Raw genomic sequence first — 15,675 nt, 5'->3', positions numbered from 1 at the left:
CCCGCCCCGCCCCCCGCGGGGGAATACGGCCCTAAGTCGCGGGGGGGGGGGGGGGGGGCCCCGGCGCGCCCCCCCCCCACCCCCGTCGTCGTCGCCGCGGCGACTACTTCTTCTTGTTGGTGCCGCGCTTCTCGCGCACCCGCACCGAGATGTGGATCGGCGTCCCCTCGAAACCGAACTCCTCACGCAGCCGGCGCTCGATGAAGCGCCGGTAGCCGTGCTCGATGAAGCCGGAGGCGAAGAGCACGAACCGCGGGGGCTTGGTGCCCGCCTGCGTGCCGAAGAGGATGCGGGGCTGCTTGCCGCCACGGACCGGGTGCGGGTGGGCGGCGACCAGCTCACCGAGGAAGGCGTTCAGGCGGCCGGTCGGAACCCGGGTCTCCCAGCCGTCCAGGGCCGTCTCGATCGCGGGGACGAGCTTCTCCATGTGCCGGCCGGTCTGCGCCGAGACGTTCACCCGGGGCGCCCAGGCCACCTGGAGGAGCTCGGTCTCGATCTCCCGCTCCAGGTAGTAGCGGCGCTCCTCGTCGAGGGTGTCCCACTTGTTGAAGGCGAGGACGATCGCGCGGCCCGCCTCGACCGCCATCGTGACGATGCGCTGGTCCTGCACGGAGATGGTCTCGGACGCGTCGATCAGGATGACCGCGACCTCGGCCTTCTCGACGGCGGCGGCGGTGCGCAGCGAGGCGTAGTAGTCGGCGCCCTGCTGGAGGTGGACGCGCTTGCGGATGCCCGCCGTGTCGACGAACTTCCAGGTGATGCCGCCGAGTTCGATGAGCTCGTCGACCGGGTCGCGGGTGGTGCCCGCGATCTCGTTGACGACCACGCGGTCCTCGCCCGCCACCTTGTTCAGCAGCGAGGACTTGCCGACGTTCGGGCGGCCGATGAGGGCGATGCGGCGGGGGCCGCCCACCGCGGTGCCGAAGGTCTGCGCGGGGGCCTCGGGCAGGGCCTCCAGGACGGCGTCCAGCATGTCGCCGGTGCCGCGGCCGTGCAGCGCGGAGACGGGGTGCGGCTCGCCGAGACCGAGGGACCAGAGGTACGAGGCGTCGGCCTCGCCGCTGGGGCCGTCGACCTTGTTGGCGCACAGCACGACCGGCTTGCCGGCCTTGCGCAGCAGCCGCACGACCGCCTCGTCGGTGTCCGTCGCGCCGACCTTGGCGTCCACGACGAAGACGACCGCGTCGGCCGCCTCGATCGCGTACTCGGCCTGCGCGGCGACGGACGCGTCGATACCGAGGACGTCCTGCTCCCAGCCGCCGGTGTCGACCAGCTTGAAGCGGCGGCCCGCCCACTCGGCCTCGTAGGTGACGCGGTCGCGGGTGACACCGGGCTTGTCCTCGACGACGGCCTCGCGGCGGCCGATGATCCGGTTCACCAGGGTCGACTTGCCGACGTTCGGGCGGCCGACGACGGCGAGGACGGGCAGCGGGCCGTGGCCCGCCTCGTCGATCGCGCCCTCGACGTCCTCGATGTCGAAGCCCTCTTCCGCGGCGAGCTCCATGAAGTCCGCGTACTCGGCATCGCCAAGCGCCCCGTGCTCGTGCTCGGCGGGGCCGGCCGAGCCGTCGGGCTGGATGTGGTCGTTCATGAAGTCCGTACCTCGTCGTTCATTCGTGGTGATCGGTGGACCGCCCGCAGACCGGGTGATCCACTACTCAAGTGTCGCCTAGTGCCCGGTGGGGCGCCCGGCGGTTTCCCGGCGTCCGGTCAGACGCCTGGCGTGGTCCAGGTGGGCGCTCAGCTGCTTCTGGATGCGCGTGGTCGCCTCGTCCAGCGCCTTGCGCGTACGTCGTCCGCTGCCGTCGCCCGCCTCGAAGGGGTCTCCGAAGACGACGTCGACCCGGCTGCGCAGCGGGGGCAGCCCCTTGGTCAGCCGGCTGCTCCTCCCGGAACTTCCCAGGACCGCCACCGGGACGATCGGGGCGCCGCTGCGGACCGCGAAATAGGCGAGCCCGGCGCGCAGCGAGGCGAAGTCCCCCTCGCCCCGGGTGCCCTCCGGGAAGATGCCGAGCACCCCGCCGGCCGCGAGGACGCCGAGGGCCTGGGTGATCGCCGTACGGTCGGTGGTCGTGCGGTCGACCTTGACCTGTCCGATACCGAGCAGGAAGGGGTCGAGAGGGCCGATGAACGCTTCCTTCTTGATCAGGAAGTGCGTGGGCCGGGGCGCCACGCCCATGACCATCGGGCCGTCGATGTTGTGCGAGTGGTTCACGGCGAGGATCGCCGGGCCGGCCGCGGGGACCTTCCAGGCGCCGAGCACGCGCGGCTTCCACAGGCCGTACATCAGGCCGACGCCGATACGGCGCCCGACCTCGGCGCCTCTCTCGGAGGGTACGGTCACTTGGCGGCCCGCTTCTCCTCGACGAGGGTGACGACGCACTCTATGACCTGCTGGAGCGTGAGGTCGGAGGTGTCCACCTCGACCGCGTCGTCCGCCTTGGCGAGCGGGGAGGTCTTGCGGCTGGAGTCGGCAGCGTCCCGCTTCAGCAGGGCCTCGCGGGTCGCCTGGACGTCGGCGCCCTTCAGCTCACCGCTGCGGCGGGCGGCACGCGCCTCCGCGGAGGCGGTGAGGAAGATCTTCAGGTCGGCGTCGGGCAGCACCGTGGTGCCGATGTCCCGCCCCTCCACGACGATGCCGTCCTCCGCGCCCGCGGCGATCGAACGCTGGAGCTCGGTGATCCGGGCGCGCACCTCGGGCACCGCGCTGACCGCGCTGACCTTGGAGGTGACCTCCTGGGTGCGGATCGGGCCCGCGACGTCGGTCCCGTCGACCGAGATGGCCGGCGCGGACGGGTCGGTGCCGGAGACGATCTCCGGCTTCCCCGCCACGGCGGCGATCGCCGTCGGGTCCGTCACGTCGATGCCGTTGCTCACCATCCACCAGGTGATCGCCCGGTACTGCGCGCCCGTGTCCAGGTAGCTGAGGCCCAGGTGCGCGGCCACTGCCTTGGAGGTGCTCGACTTGCCCGTGCCGGAGGGGCCGTCGATGGCGACAATCACTGCCGGGGCGGTCCGGGCGGCGCCGTTTTCCACGGTGGAGACACCTTCCTGGTGCGGGGTGGAGGTCTGTGCGGGACGCGAACGCGCCCCGCACAAGGTTACTGGCTCCCCGGGCCCCGTATTACTGGCCCTGTCGCCACCCTCCGCCGCCGGCGCCTCCCGGCGCGCGCCGGGAGGGCCCCGCGGCCCCCGGTCGCCCTACTGGCGCAACGCCCAGCCCCGGTCCCGCAGCGCCGCGCTCAGCACGGGCACCGCCTTGGGCTCGACCATCAGCTGGACCAGACCGGCCTGCCGGCCCGTCGCGTGCTCGATGCGTACGTCCTCGATGTTGACGCCGGCCGCCCCGGCGTCGGCGAAGATGCGGGCCAGCTGGCCCGGCTGGTCGTCGATGAGGACGGCGACCGTCTCGTACGTCAGCGGAGCGGCGCCGTGCTTGCCGGGGACCCGTACCTGGCCCGCGTTGCCGCGGCGCAGCATGTCCTCGATGCCGCCGGCGCCCTCGCGGCGCTTGGCCTCGTCGGAGGACTGGAGGGCACGCAGCGCGAGGACCGTCTCGTCGAGGTCGGCGGAGACGTCCGCGAGGAGGTCGGCGACCGGGCCCGGGTTCGCGGAGAGGATGTCGATCCACATCCGGGGGTCCGAGGCCGCGATCCTGGTCACGTCACGGATGCCCTGCCCGCAGAGCCGTACCGCCGCCTCCTCCGCGTGCTGCAGACGCGCGGCGACCATGCTCGACACCAGGTGCGGCATGTGCGAGACCAGCGCGACCGCCCGGTCGTGGGCGTCGGCGTCCATCACGACGGGGAGCGCCCGGCAGTGCGAGACCAGCTCCAGCGCGAGGTTCAGGACCTCGGTGTCCGTGTCCCGGGTGGGCGTCAGGACCCAGGGGCGGCCCTCGAAGAGGTCGCCCGAGGCGGCCAGCGGGCCCGACTTCTCGCGGCCCGACATGGGGTGCGAGCCGATGTACGCGGAGAGGCCGAGGCCGAGGGCCTCCAGTTCACGGCGCGGGCCGCCCTTGACGCTCGCCACGTCGAGGTAGCCGCGCGCGACCCCGCGCCGCATGGCGTCCGCGAGCGTCGCCGCCACGTGCGCGGGCGGGGCCGCGACGATCGCGAGGTCCACGGGCCCGGTGGGCGGCTCGTCGGTACCGGCGCCGAGCGCGGCCGCCGTGCGGGCCTGCTCCGGGTCGTGGTCGGTGAGGTGGACGACGACACCCCGCTGGGCGAGCGCGAGCGCCGCCGACGTGCCGATCAGACCGGTGCCGATGACGAGTGCGGTCCTCACTGGGCGATGTCCTTGCGCAGGGCGCCCGCGGCACCCAGGTAGACGTGCGCGATGTCGGCGCGGGGCCGGTCGGACTCGATGTGCGCGAGGATCCGTACGACCCGGGGCATCGCGCCCTCGATGTCCAGCTCCTGCGCGCAGATCAGCGGTACGTCGACGATGCCCAGCTTGCGGGCCGCGGCCGCCGGGAAGTCGCTGTGCAGATCGGGCGTCGCGGTGAACCAGACGCTGATCAGGTCGTCCGTGGTGAGACCGTTCCGCTCCAGGACGGCGGTGAGGAGCTCACCGACCCGCTCGTCCATGTGGCCGGCCTCGTCCCGTTCCAGTTGGACGGCGCCCCGGACCGCTCGTACCGCCACGGCAATGCTCCTCGCTGATCTGCGTACATGTCTGTCGCACCAGCGTAGTCAGCCCGCGGGCGCGCCGGTGCGCGGTGCCCGTCTGACGAGACGGGACGCCACGCACCGGACACGGTCCACCCGGACACGGGCAAGCCGCACACGGTCCACCCGGGCACGGGCAGGCCCACACGGGCAAGCCGGAAACGGTTCACCCGGGCACGGTTCAGAGCGACTGCTGCCTGATGAGGTCCTCGAGGGACGCGCCGGCCCTCGGCAGCTCGCCGCCCGGGGTCAGCCTGTCGACCGCCTGCGGCAGGTGCCGGGCGATCTGGTCCGCGGCCTTCTCCGAGCTGACCCCGGTCTGGGCGGCGACCTCCTGGAGCGTGTCGGCGGGCAGCGCCTGCGCGACCTGTTCGGCGGAGACGGGCTTGTTCTCGCCGGTGCCGATCCACGACTGTGCCTGGTCCGCCAGCCCCGACTTCGCGAGCAGGTCCATCAGCCCGCCCAGCGGATTGCCGCCGCCCTGGCCGTCGGTCAGGGACCGGAGCAACGAGCCGAGGATGTCGCCCCCGCCGGAGGCACCGCCCTGCCCGCCGCCGAGAAGACCGCCGAGCAGGCTGCCGAGATCGTTGTCCGTCATGGGGCGACGCCTTTCGGGGAGTGCGGCCGGGGGCGGGTCGCCTCCCGGCCTCAGACAGAGTCAATGTCACTTGAATCGCCCCATTCCGCCACTTGTAGTGAGAATGCACCCGTGCGCCTCTGGACGCCGGGGCGGCGGTCCGCTCTGATGGCAGGACACCCGCCTCGGGGGAGGCCCGTATGAAGCGCCCAGGACCGTTGCTCACCCTTCTCGCCGGACTGCTTCTCGCCGTGTTCATGCTGTCGCTCAACGCGACGACGGGGGTGAAGAACGCGTCGTCGTCCCGCCCGCGGACATCCGGCGCCGCACCGGCAGCGACCGTGACGCCCGAGAGATCCACGTCACCGTCGAGCCCGACCCCGTCACCGTCCGCGTCGCCGTCCGCGAGCCCCGTCCCGAACGCCGACTACGCGGGCCGCACCGACGACGACTCCTCGGCCGTCGCCGTCTCGCTGCGCGACGGCCGCGCGATCGCGTACTTCTGCGACGGCCACGACAAGGAGTCGTGGCTCAAGGGCGCCGTCGGGGACGACGGCACCCTGCGGCTCACCGGGAAGAACGGCGCCGCACTCGACGGCACGCTGAGGGACGGCGGGCGGATCCGCGGCACCGTCGACTACGGCGGCCGCCGCTACGGCTTCACCGCCGACAAGGCGGTCAAGCCGTCCGGGCTCTACCGCGCGACAGCCACGGTGCGCGGCGCCGAGCTGGACGGCGGCTGGATCGTGCTGCCCGGCGGCCGGCAGGTCGGCATCCTCGACCGCGACGGCGCACCGTCGGCGGCACCCGCGATCGACCCGGAGACCGGCGCCGTCACGGTCGACGGAAAGAAGCTCACCGCACACCCCGTCACTCCGTGACCCGCCCGCACCGTCACCCGCTCGACGCCCTCACCGGCTCGACGCCCTCACCCGTCCACGGCCCCTTCCCGGCGCCTCCGGCCTTTCCGACCAGGAACCCTTTCCGGCCCTTTCCCGGCCCTTTCCCGACCAGGGAGCCGACATGACCGCGGATCCGAACGCCGCCACGCAGGGCTACCCCGCTCCCCCGCCCGCCCACGGCCGCCCGCACCCGGCCCGCTATCTCGTCCCGGCCCTGGTGGCCGCCGCGGTCGCGGTCGGTCTCGGCGCGTACGGCAGGACGCACCACCCGACCGGGACCGCCTTCAATCTCGCGGGGTTCAGCAGTACGAGCGCGGTGAAGTCGTGGCTGGCCACCACGGCGTTCGCCTTCGCGCTCGTCCAGCTGGGCTCGGCGTTCATGGTCTACGGGAGACTCCCGGGGCCGAGCTGGGCACCGGCCCTGCACCGCTGGTCCGGGCGGGTCGCGTTCCTGGTGGCGGTCCCCGTCGCGGTGCACTGCCTCTACGCGCTGGGCTTCCAGACGTACGAGCCGCGCGTGCTGTGGCATTCGCTCCTGGGATGCTTCTTCTTCGGGGCATTCAGTGCCAAAATGCTCCTGCTCCGCTCGGAGCGACTGCCCGGCTGGCTACTGCCCGTGGCCGGAGGACTCGTCTTCGTGGTCCTCACCGTCATCTGGCTGACGTCGGCTCTCTGGTTCTTCCGCACGTTCGGAGTCACTACATGACCAACCCCCCGGCGCGGCGCACCGTTCTCGGCACGGGCGCGGCCGCCGCCCTGCTCGCGGGGTGCAGCAAGTACGGCGACAGCGGCGGCGGTTCGCGGGAGCCCGCCTCTCCGCCCGCCTCAGCACCCGCGTCCGGCGACGGCGGCGGCGGTGGCGGCGGGACGGAGCTCGCCGCCACGAGCGACATCCCGGTCGGCGGCGGCAAGATCTTCAAGGACCGCAAGATCGTGGTCACCCAGCCCACGAAGGACGAGTTCAAGGCCTTCTCGGCGGTCTGCACCCATCAGGGCTGCACGGTGAGCACCGTCGCCGACGGCACGATCGACTGCCCCTGCCACGGCAGCAAGTTCCGCATCACCGACGCCTCGGTGGTGGCCGGTCCCGCCTCGACCCCGCTGCCCGCAGAGCGGATCACCGTGGAGGGAAACTCGATTCGCCTGGCCTGAACCAACCCGTAGGCTCCCGGACATGCGATCCGAGGCCCTGGTGCGCGACCACACGATCTACTCCTGCGTGATGGGGTCGCGCGCCTTCGGCCTGGCCACCGACGACAGCGACACGGACCGCCGGGGCGTGTTCCTCGCCCCGGCCCCGCTGTTCTGGCGCTTCGAGAAGCCGCCGACCCACGTCGAGGGCCCGGCCGACGAGCAGTTCAGCTGGGAGCTGGAACGGTTCTGCACCCTCGCGCTGCGCGCCAATCCGAACATCCTGGAGTGCCTCCACTCCCCCCTCGTCGAGTACGCCGACGACACGGGCCGCGCGCTGCTGGCCCTGCGCGAGGCCTTCCTCTCCCGCCGCGCCCACGAGACGTTCGCCCGCTACGCGCAGGGCCAGCACCGGAAACTGGAGGCCGACGTCCGCCGGTACGGCGCCCCGCGCTGGAAGCACGCGATGCACCTGCTCCGCCTCCTCATGTCCTCCCGCGACCTGCTGCGCACCGGCGCCCTGACCGTCGACGTCGGCGAGCAGCGCGAACCGCTGCTCGCCGTGAAGCGGGGCGAGGTCCCGTGGGCCCGGGTGGAGGCGTGGATGGGCCGCCTGGCGGCGGAGACCGACGAGGCGCAGGCACGCAGTCCGCTGCCGGCCGAGCCGGACCACGCCCGTGTCGAGGACTTCCTGGTCGGCGTACGCCGCGCCTCAGCCCGTCACGCCGATCCCGGAGCCCGCCAGGCGTACCCGGACGACGAGGGTGTGCGCGGGCTCCTGCGCGGACGGGGCGCCCGGGAGCGCTGAGGCCGGCCGCGCCGTGTCCGGCAGGACATGCGGCCGCGGCCGGGGGGGGTGGTTGGGTGGGGGCGCGCGCCCCCCCCCCCCCCGCCGGGCACGTCGCCGATCATCCGTCAGGCATCCCAGAGCGCCCCCAGCGACATGAGGTCGCTCTGGTATTCGATGCGGTCCGCCCACTCGGTCGGCCAGACGTCCGAGCCGTGGTGGGCACCCGCGAACGCGCCCGTCAGACAGGCGATCGAGTCGGAGTCGCCGGAGGTGCAGGCCGCCCGGCGCAGCGCGGTGACGGGCTCGTCGACGAAGAGCAGGAAGCAGAGCAGGCCGGTGGTGAGCGCCTCCTCGGCGATCCAGCCCGCTCCGGTGGCCAGGCAGGGGTCGGTCTCCGGCGAGGGCGTGCGCAGGGCGTCCCGGAGCCGGTCGAGCGCGCCCAGGCACTCGTCCCAGCCGCGCCGGATGAAGTGTTCCGGCGTCGGGTCCTGGCTGCGGGTCCACAGGTCTCCTAGCCAACGGGAGTTGTAGTGGCTGCGGTTCTCCTCGGCGTACGCGCGCAGCAGCCCGACCAGATCCGCGGGTTCGGCACCCTGGACGAGGAGCCGGACGGTGTGGGCGGTCAGGTCCGAGGCGGCGAGCGCGGTGGGGTGGCCGTGGGTGAGCGCCGCCTGCAACTGCGCTGCGCCCGACCGCTGTTCGTCGCTCAGCCCCGGTACGAGACCCACCGGCGCCACCCGCATGTTGGCGCCGCATCCCTTGGAACCGATCTGGCTGGCGTCCTGCCAGGGCAGGCTCTCGTCCTTCAGCAGGTTGCAGGCGACCAGACAGGTGCGGCCGGGCGCGCGGTTGTTGTCCGGCGACAGGTACCAGTCCACGAACTCCTCGCGCACCGGCCGTGCCATCCGCGACGGCCCGAGCAGACCGCGGTCCGTGGCCGTGCGCAGGCCCCGCCCCAGCGCCAGCGTCATCTGGGTGTCGTCGGTGACGATCGCGGGCGTCGGCAGTGCCATCTCCCGCCAGGGGCCGCACTTGGCGAGGATCGACGGTATGTCGTTGAACTCGGTCGGGAAGCCCAGCGCGTCGCCGAGCGCGAGGCCCAGCAGGGACCCGGTGGCGGCGTGCTTCGCGAGCTTCGGGGTGGTGGTCATCAGGGCCGTCCTTCCGAACGGGGACGCAGCAGGGGCGGATACAGGGCGGTGGCGCCGCCCGCGCGGTAGAGAGCGGCGGGTTTGCCGCGGCCTCCGGTGAGACGAGCGGCCCCCGGGACCGGTTCGACGAAGCCCGGCGTGGCGAGGACCTTGCGCCGGAAGTTGGGCCGGTCGAGCGCGGTGTCCCACACCGTCTCGTAGACCCGCTGCAACTCGCCGAGGGTGAACTCGGGCGGGCAGAAGGAGGTGGCGAGACAGGTGTACTCGAGCTTGGCGCCGACGCGTTCGTGGGCGTCGGCGAGGATGCGGTCGTGGTCGAAGGCGAGCGGACCGGGCGTGCGGTACGGCTGCCACCGGGCCTGCGCCGCGTCACCACCGCCGTGCGGCTCGGGAGGGTCGGGGAGCAGCGCCGCGAACGCGACGGAGACGACCCGCATTCTCGGGTCGCGGTCGGGGTCGCTGTAGGTCCGCAGCTGTTCCAGGTGCAGGCGCGAGAGGTCCGACAGGCCGGTCTCCTCGGCGAGCTCGCGCCGGGCGGCCGTCTCCGCGGACTCCGCGGCCAGCACGAACCCGCCGGGCAGCGCCCAGTGGCCCGCGTACGGTTCCTGTCCCCGCTCGACGAGCAGCACCTCCAGCGCGTCGGCGCGGATCGTCAGGACGGCCAGGTCCACGGCCACGGCGAAGGGTTCGAACGCGTACTTGTCGTAACCCTCGGGCGCATTGCCGCCGGGCGAGCGGCCCTGACGCGCGAGCATCCCCACCGTCCCCGCCCTCCCGTCCGGACGACACACCGCCGCCTCAATTAATGGTCAGTACGACTATAAAGAGCCCGGCGGGCCGCCCACAACCCTCCGGGAACGGAATCCCCGCGATCTGCGCCCTGATGCGGGCCGGGCGCGCGACGGCGCGCGTCACCGAAAGGGCGCCGGCGGCCCCTGAGGGCCCGCTGACGGCCGCGCGTCCCGGGGCGCCGCGGAACACGGCCCCCGCGCCTCTCCGGGGCCGCCAGAGCCTCCCTGGGCACACGGCCGCCGCGCCCACGGCTCCCCGGCCGACCGGGGAGCCGCGCTCTTCGCGCCCCGCGTCCGGATACACGTCGGCCGGCCCCGGGACACTCCCGGGACCGGCCGATACGACGGGTGTCGCCCGCGACGGGCGCTCTGGACGGACGCTCCTAGAGGCCGACCTCGTTCATGAGCATGCCGACCTCGGTGTTCGACAGACGGCGCAGCCAGCCCGACTTCTGGTCGCCGAGGGTGATCGGGCCGAAGGCGACGCGTACGAGCTTGTCCACCGGGAAGCCGGCCTCGGCGAGCATGCGGCGCACGATGTGCTTGCGGCCCTCGTGGAGGGTCACCTCGACCAGGTAGTTCTTGCCGGTCTGCTCGACGACCCGGAAGTGGTCCGCCTTCGCGTACCCGTCCTCCAGCTGGATGCCGTCCTTGAGCCGCTTGCCCAGATCGCGCGGGATCGGGCCCACGATGTGCGCGAGGTAGACCTTCTTCACGCCGTACTTGGGGTGAGTCAGCCGGTGCGCCAGCTCGCCGTGGTTGGTGAGCAGGATGACGCCCTCGGTCTCGGTGTCGAGCCGCCCGACGTGGAAGAGCCGCGTCTCGCGGTTCGTCACGTAGTCGCCGAGGCACTGACGGCCCTCGTTGTCCTCCATCGTGGAGACGACACCGGCAGGCTTGTTCAGCGAGAAGAACTGGTACGACTGCGTCGCGACCGTCAGCCCGTCGACCTTGATCTCGTCCTTGTCCGTGTCGACACGGAGACCCTGCTCCAGGACGATCTCGCCGTTGACCTCGACCCGCGCCTGCTCGACGAGCTCCTCGCAGGCACGCCGGGAGCCGTAGCCCGCTCGCGCGAGGATCTTCTGCAGACGCTCGCCCTCCTGCTCGGCGCCGGGGAAGGTCTTGGGCGTCTTCACCTCGGGCTTGCCCGCGTACCGGTCCCGGTTGCGCTCCTCGGCCCGCGTCTCGTACTCACGCGAGCGCGCCGGCTCCGTACGGCCGCCGCGCTGCTGGCCCTGCTTGGGGCCGCCCTTCGCGCCACCGCGCGCCGAGGCGCCGCGCCCGGACTTCGGGCCTTCGTGTGTGCCCCCGGGGCCCACGTCGTAGCGACGCTCCTCGGGACGGGGCTTGCCGGGACGCTTCGGCTGGTCGTCGCGCCCCGCGTCGCTCCTCGGCTGGGAGCCGGCTCCCCGCGGGCTGCCGCTCCCGCCGGTGCCACGCTGGCCGCCGGCGCCACGCTGGCCGCCGCTGCCGCGCGCGCCGCCGCTCCCCCCGGCTCCCCGCGGGTTGCCGCGCCCGCTGTTCCTGCCACTGCCACTGCCACTGCTTCGCATCAAAGTTCCGTCGTCGTCGTGTCGTCTGCGTCTGCATCCGGTACGTCCGGATCGAACGACGGGACCCCTTCCAGCGTCTCTGCTTCGATCGCGTCCGCCTCCGGAAGGAAGGGTGCGAGCTCCGGGAGCTCGTCCAGACCGCGCAGGCCCATTCGCTCCAGGAAGTAGTTCGTCGTCGTGTACAGGATCGCACCTGTTTCGGGTTCCGTGCCCGCCTCCTCGACCAGACCGCGCTGCAACAGGGTGCGCATCACCCCGTCACAGTTCACTCCGCGGACCGCCGAGACCCTGGAACGGCTGACCGGCTGGCGGTACGCGACGACCGCCAGGGTCTCCAGCGCGGCCTGCGTGAGCCGGGCCTGCTGGCCGTCCAGGACGAAGCGTTCCACGGCCGCCGCGTACGCCGGCCGGGAGTAGAAGCGCCAGCCGCCTGCGATGAGCCGCAGCTCGAAGCCGCGGCCCTGGACGGTGTACTCGTCGGCCAGCTCCCGCAGGGCGTCCCCGACCTGGCGTCTCGGCCGCTCCAGGATCTTCGCGAGGTGCTCCTCGGTCGCGGGTTCGTCCACGACCATGAGGACGGCCTCCAGGGCGGGCCGGAGATCGAGGTCGGCGACGGTGTCCTGGCCCGCCGGGGTCCCGCTGGTCTGCTCGCTCACGCCTTCTCCTTCTTGGCGTCTTCCTTCGCTGTCTCGGGCGGCCGGTCGAATTCGTCCGTCACCCTGGGATCCTCGGCACTGTCCCCGCCCGTCCAGCGCACCACCAGGTCCCCCAGCGCCTCCTCCTGGTCCAGGGAGACCGCCTTCTCCCGGTAGAGCTCCAGAAGGGCCAGGAAACGGGCCACGACGGTGAGGGTGTCGGCGGTGTCCGCGACGAGGTCGCGGAAGTTGGCTTCCCCGCGCTCGCGGAGCAGCGCCACCACGATCTCCGCCTGTTCCCGCACGCTGACCAGCGGGGCGTGGATGTGGTCGACGTACACCTGCGGCTTGGGCCTGGGCTGCATCGCCTTCACGGCGAGCCGGGCGAATCCTTCCGCCCCGATGCTGATGACGACCTCGGGCAGCAGTTCGGCGTGGTGGGGTTCGAGGCCGACGGTACGGGGGTAGCGGCGGCCCTCCTCGTCGAGGCGGGCGTTGAAGATGTCCGCGATCCGTTTGTACGCGCGGTACTGCAACAGCCGGGCGAAGAGGAGGTCCCGGGCCTCCAGCAGGGCCAGGTCGGCCTCGTCCTCGACCTCGGCGGCGGGCAGCAGCCGCGCGGCCTTGAGATCGAGCAGGGTCGCCGCGACGACCAGGAACTCGGTCGTCTGGTCGAGGTCCCAGTCCGGCCCCATGGCCCTGATGTGCGCCATGAACTCGTCGGTCACCCGTGACAGCGCCACTTCCGTGACGTCCATCTTGTGCTTCGAGATCAACTGCAGCAGGAGGTCGAAGGGCCCCTCGAAGTTGGCCAGCCGCACCTTGAAGACGCCGTCACCGGCTTCCGGACCGTCGTCGGACCGGACTGCGGGTTCCGACTCGGCCTCAGACCCAGATTCGGCCCCGGACTCAGATCCAGACCCGGCCCCGGCTCCGGTGGGGGTCCCCGCCTCGACGGCGATCCCGGCTTCCGGCCCGACGGGCAACACGGTCCCGGCGGGGCTCTGCGGGCCGGCGGCGGTTCCCTGCCCGGCGGACACCCCGGGTGTGACCGAGATCTCAGGTGCGGCCCCGGCTTCCGGGCCGTCGGGAACGGGTCGGGGCTCCGGGGCGACAAAGGGCTCCGGGTCGGGCCGCGGCGTCGGGCCGGTCGACGGTCCGGCCTCCGAGGGAACCCTCGGCTCGGCGGTCTCCAGGCCGTACTCGGGCTCCTGGACGAATTCGTCCGGTGATTCGCCGGCCGGTTCCCCCTCGGGGGGTGTGCCGGGCGGTGCGGCGGGAGCCGGGCCGGCCCCCGGTCCTCGGCCGAGCACACGTCGGCGACCGGCGGAGCCGGCGGCAGGGACGGGGGCGTCGTTCGAGGTCATAGCCGTCGCAGGCTACCGCTACCGCCCGCGGAGCCGTCGTACGAGAATGCTCGCGTCCCCACGGGATTCGAGATCGGCGAGCACGACCGCGACCGCCTCGCGGACGATCCGACCGCGGTCGACCGCGAGCCCGTGCTCCCCGCGCAGCACCAGACGGGCGTGCTCGAGGTCCATGAGCTCCTCGGCGGACACGTAGACCGTGATCTTCTCGTCGTGCCGCTCCCGCCCGCTGGGCCGCCGGTTGGCGGCGCGCTGACGCTTGCGGGACTGCTGCTGCGCGGCGGCGGAACCGGTGCCAGAACCTTCCTGCGTCGCCTGACGCCGCGCCGAGCGCTCCGGAGCCGTACCCCGGCTGCGCGACTCCCCCGCGTCGGCGTCGGAGTCGGCCGCGACGTGTTCGTCGCCCTCGCCGTCGCCGCCCTGTACGGGCACCGAGTGCGGCGCGTCCTCCGCCGCGGCGCCCGGATCGCTCTCGCCGGCCGGAGCCGGCACCCGGGCCTCGCCGTTGGCCCGGCGGGTGGGAGAGGAGGACTGGAGCGCCATGCCCCCGGTGGTACGGAACAGTTCGTCGGCCCCCGGCAGACTCACTCGGCGTGACACCGGGCGAGCACCTCCCTGGCGAGCTGGCGATAGGCGGCGGCACCGACGGAGTTGGAGGCGTACGTGGTGATCGGCTCACCGGCGACGGTGGTCTCCGGGAAGCGGACGGTCCGGCCGATCACCGTGTGGTAGACGTGATCGTCGAAGGCCTCGACCACCCGTGCGAGCACCTCACGGCTGTGCACCGTGCGGGAGTCGTACATGGTCGCGAGGATGCCGTCGAGCTCCAGCTCGGGGTTGAGCCGCTCCTGGACCTTCTCGATGGTCTCGGTGAGCAGCGCGACACCACGCAGCGCGAAGAACTCGCACTCGAGCGGCACGATCACCTTGTGCGCCGCCGTGAGGGCGTTGACGGTGAGCAGGCCGAGCGAGGGCTGACAGTCGATCACGATGTAGTCGTAGTCGGCCATCAGCGGCTTCAGGGCGCGCTGCAGCGTGGACTCGCGCGCGACCTCGGAGACGAGCTGCACCTCGGCGGCGGACAGGTCGATGTTGCTGGGCAGCAGGTCCATGTTCGGGACCGCCGTCTTCAGGAGCACCTCGTCGGCCGCCATGCCCCGCTCCATGAGCAGGTTGTAGACGGTGAGGTCGAGCTCCATCGGGTTGACGCCGAGACCGACCGAGAGCGCGCCCTGCGGGTCGAAGTCGACGAGCAGGACCCGGCGTCCGTACTCCGCGAGCGCGGCACCCAGGTTGATGGTCGAGGTCGTCTTGCCGACCCCGCCCTTCTGGTTGCACATCGCGATGATCTTCGCGGGGCCGTGGTCGGTCAGCGGGCCCGGGATCGGGAAGTACGGCAGCGGGCGTCCGGTCGGGCCCACGCGCTCACGGCGCTGGCGGGCCGCGTCGGGCGCGAGCGTGGCCGCGTACTCCGGATCGGGCTCGTACTCGGCATCGGGGTCGTAGAAGTGCCCCTCGGGCAGTTCGTCGTAGTCGGCGAAGTGGGTGCGGTTCTCGCCACTTCCGTTGCCGGCCATGGCGTTCACGTGATGGCCATCCATGCTCGGGTGTGCTGTCTGAGTCATCCGGGGACTCTGATGGGCTGCGAAGGTTCGGACAGCGACGGAGCCGACAGCCTCGAGCCCCGTGGGGCCCTGGCCCCGCGCCGGCATTCCTGGTTGACCACCCCCGGGAGTAAATGTCGACTCATTCACAAGTCGTCTTACCTCCTTGGTGACCAGGAAACTTCTCGATAGGTCAGCGTGGCACCATGCCGACGGTTGGCGACTCTATGGCGTGTCACCGCTCCGCAGCAACACAATCCGCCGGACCCGACCCGATGTGTCGGCAACCGAACACCCCTCTGTCAAGGGCGTAAGGCCGTCGCACAGCAGGTTTCACCGGTGTGCGAATCGGTCGAAGAGTTACGTTCGTGGCGAGTTGATCGAGTGTCGCAAAGTGACCCGACACACATCCGGCCGGACCATGGAGGGGAATGTGCGGGCGGGGTGGGGGCGGTGTACAACGGGTGTTTCGGATTCGCCTTTTGGAGGCGGGCCGGGCCA

Annotated in this window: 17 protein-coding genes; 4 read left to right on the top strand and 13 right to left on the bottom strand. The window is 72.4% G+C overall.

All coding sequences use genetic code 11. The features are described from left to right. Window positions 1-103: 103 nt before the first annotated feature. From der to ACFV2J_RS35660, 6 genes are all read right to left on the bottom strand, one after another. Complete coding sequence (gene der, locus ACFV2J_RS35685; protein ID WP_385442599.1) at window positions 104-1,591, bottom strand: ribosome biogenesis GTPase Der; 1,488 nt, start codon at window positions 1,589-1,591, stop codon at window positions 104-106. 78 nt (window positions 1,592-1,669) lie between these two features. After that, the gene (locus ACFV2J_RS35680; RefSeq protein WP_385095849.1) at window positions 1,670-2,383 is read right to left on the bottom strand and encodes a lysophospholipid acyltransferase family protein; all 714 of its coding nucleotides are present in this window, start codon (window positions 2,381-2,383) and stop codon (window positions 1,670-1,672) included. Next, a complete protein-coding gene (gene cmk / locus ACFV2J_RS35675; RefSeq protein WP_385095852.1) occupies window positions 2,341-3,036 on the bottom strand; it encodes a (d)CMP kinase in 696 nt (231 codons plus the stop codon). Before cmk ends, ACFV2J_RS35680 begins: the two co-directional genes overlap by 43 nt. Window positions 3,037-3,201: 165 nt before the next feature. Continuing rightward, window positions 3,202-4,287, bottom strand: coding sequence for a prephenate dehydrogenase (locus ACFV2J_RS35670; RefSeq protein ID WP_385442595.1), 1,086 nt, complete (start codon window positions 4,285-4,287; stop codon window positions 3,202-3,204). After that, window positions 4,284-4,646 (bottom strand): chorismate mutase, encoded by a 363-nt coding sequence (aroH, locus tag ACFV2J_RS35665; protein ID WP_148007586.1) that lies wholly within the window; start codon window positions 4,644-4,646, stop codon window positions 4,284-4,286. Before aroH ends, ACFV2J_RS35670 begins: the two co-directional genes overlap by 4 nt. 205 nt (window positions 4,647-4,851) lie before the next feature. Next, window positions 4,852-5,268: a YidB family protein gene (locus tag ACFV2J_RS35660; protein WP_385095858.1), complete on the bottom strand. Its 417-nt coding sequence runs from the start codon at window positions 5,266-5,268 to the stop codon at window positions 4,852-4,854. Between the two features lie 179 nt (window positions 5,269-5,447). On the opposite strand from ACFV2J_RS35660, the gene ACFV2J_RS35655 reads away from it, so the two are divergent. From ACFV2J_RS35655 to ACFV2J_RS35640, 4 genes are all read left to right on the top strand, one after another. Further along, the gene (locus ACFV2J_RS35655) at window positions 5,448-6,128 is read left to right on the top strand and encodes a hypothetical protein (protein ID WP_385442592.1); all 681 of its coding nucleotides are present in this window, start codon (window positions 5,448-5,450) and stop codon (window positions 6,126-6,128) included. A 142-nt stretch (window positions 6,129-6,270) separates the two neighbouring features. Then, complete coding sequence (locus ACFV2J_RS35650) at window positions 6,271-6,855, top strand: DUF6529 family protein (RefSeq protein ID WP_385098318.1); 585 nt, start codon at window positions 6,271-6,273, stop codon at window positions 6,853-6,855. Continuing rightward, window positions 6,852-7,301 (top strand): Rieske (2Fe-2S) protein, encoded by a 450-nt coding sequence (locus tag ACFV2J_RS35645; protein WP_385098320.1) that lies wholly within the window; start codon window positions 6,852-6,854, stop codon window positions 7,299-7,301. The genes ACFV2J_RS35650 and ACFV2J_RS35645 overlap by 4 nt, the downstream gene beginning before the upstream one ends. 22 nt (window positions 7,302-7,323) lie before the next feature. After that, window positions 7,324-8,088 carry a DNA polymerase beta superfamily protein gene (locus ACFV2J_RS35640; protein WP_385442587.1) on the top strand — a complete coding sequence of 255 codons (765 nt, stop codon included), beginning with the start codon at window positions 7,324-7,326 and terminating at the stop codon, window positions 8,086-8,088. Window positions 8,089-8,195: 107 nt separating this feature from the next. On the opposite strand, the gene ACFV2J_RS35635 is transcribed toward ACFV2J_RS35640, so the two are convergent. The 7 genes from ACFV2J_RS35635 to ACFV2J_RS35605 all read right to left on the bottom strand — a co-directional run bounded on the left by ACFV2J_RS35635 (window position 8,196) and on the right by ACFV2J_RS35605 (window position 15,282). Continuing rightward, window positions 8,196-9,221, bottom strand: a complete 1,026-nt coding sequence (locus ACFV2J_RS35635; RefSeq protein WP_385092285.1) for an ADP-ribosylglycohydrolase family protein — start codon at window positions 9,219-9,221, stop codon at window positions 8,196-8,198. Continuing rightward, on the bottom strand, window positions 9,221-9,976 hold the full coding sequence (locus ACFV2J_RS35630) for an NUDIX domain-containing protein (RefSeq protein ID WP_385092288.1): 756 nt from the start codon (window positions 9,974-9,976) through the stop codon (window positions 9,221-9,223). The genes ACFV2J_RS35635 and ACFV2J_RS35630 overlap by 1 nt, the downstream gene beginning before the upstream one ends. A 419-nt stretch (window positions 9,977-10,395) precedes the next feature. Continuing rightward, window positions 10,396-11,568: a pseudouridine synthase gene (locus ACFV2J_RS35625; protein ID WP_385092291.1), complete on the bottom strand. Its 1,173-nt coding sequence runs from the start codon at window positions 11,566-11,568 to the stop codon at window positions 10,396-10,398. After that, window positions 11,568-12,224 (bottom strand): SMC-Scp complex subunit ScpB, encoded by a 657-nt coding sequence (scpB, locus tag ACFV2J_RS35620; RefSeq protein ID WP_385092294.1) that lies wholly within the window; start codon window positions 12,222-12,224, stop codon window positions 11,568-11,570. Before scpB ends, ACFV2J_RS35625 begins: the two co-directional genes overlap by 1 nt. Then, the gene (locus tag ACFV2J_RS35615) at window positions 12,221-13,570 is read right to left on the bottom strand and encodes a segregation/condensation protein A (RefSeq protein WP_385092297.1); all 1,350 of its coding nucleotides are present in this window, start codon (window positions 13,568-13,570) and stop codon (window positions 12,221-12,223) included. Before ACFV2J_RS35615 ends, scpB begins: the two co-directional genes overlap by 4 nt. A gap of 18 nt (window positions 13,571-13,588) precedes the next feature. Next, window positions 13,589-14,170 (bottom strand): hypothetical protein, encoded by a 582-nt coding sequence (locus ACFV2J_RS35610; protein WP_385442582.1) that lies wholly within the window; start codon window positions 14,168-14,170, stop codon window positions 13,589-13,591. Continuing rightward, a complete protein-coding gene (locus tag ACFV2J_RS35605) occupies window positions 14,155-15,282 on the bottom strand; it encodes a ParA family protein (RefSeq protein ID WP_148007577.1) in 1,128 nt (375 codons plus the stop codon). The genes ACFV2J_RS35610 and ACFV2J_RS35605 overlap by 16 nt, the downstream gene beginning before the upstream one ends. Window positions 15,283-15,675: the final 393 nt, after the last annotated feature.

Origin of the sequence: Streptomyces sp. NPDC059668 (genome assembly GCF_042734135.1) — a bacterium.
GTDB lineage: Bacteria > Actinomycetota > Actinomycetes > Streptomycetales > Streptomycetaceae > Streptomyces.
This window is presented reverse-complemented; position numbering and strand designations above follow the sequence as displayed.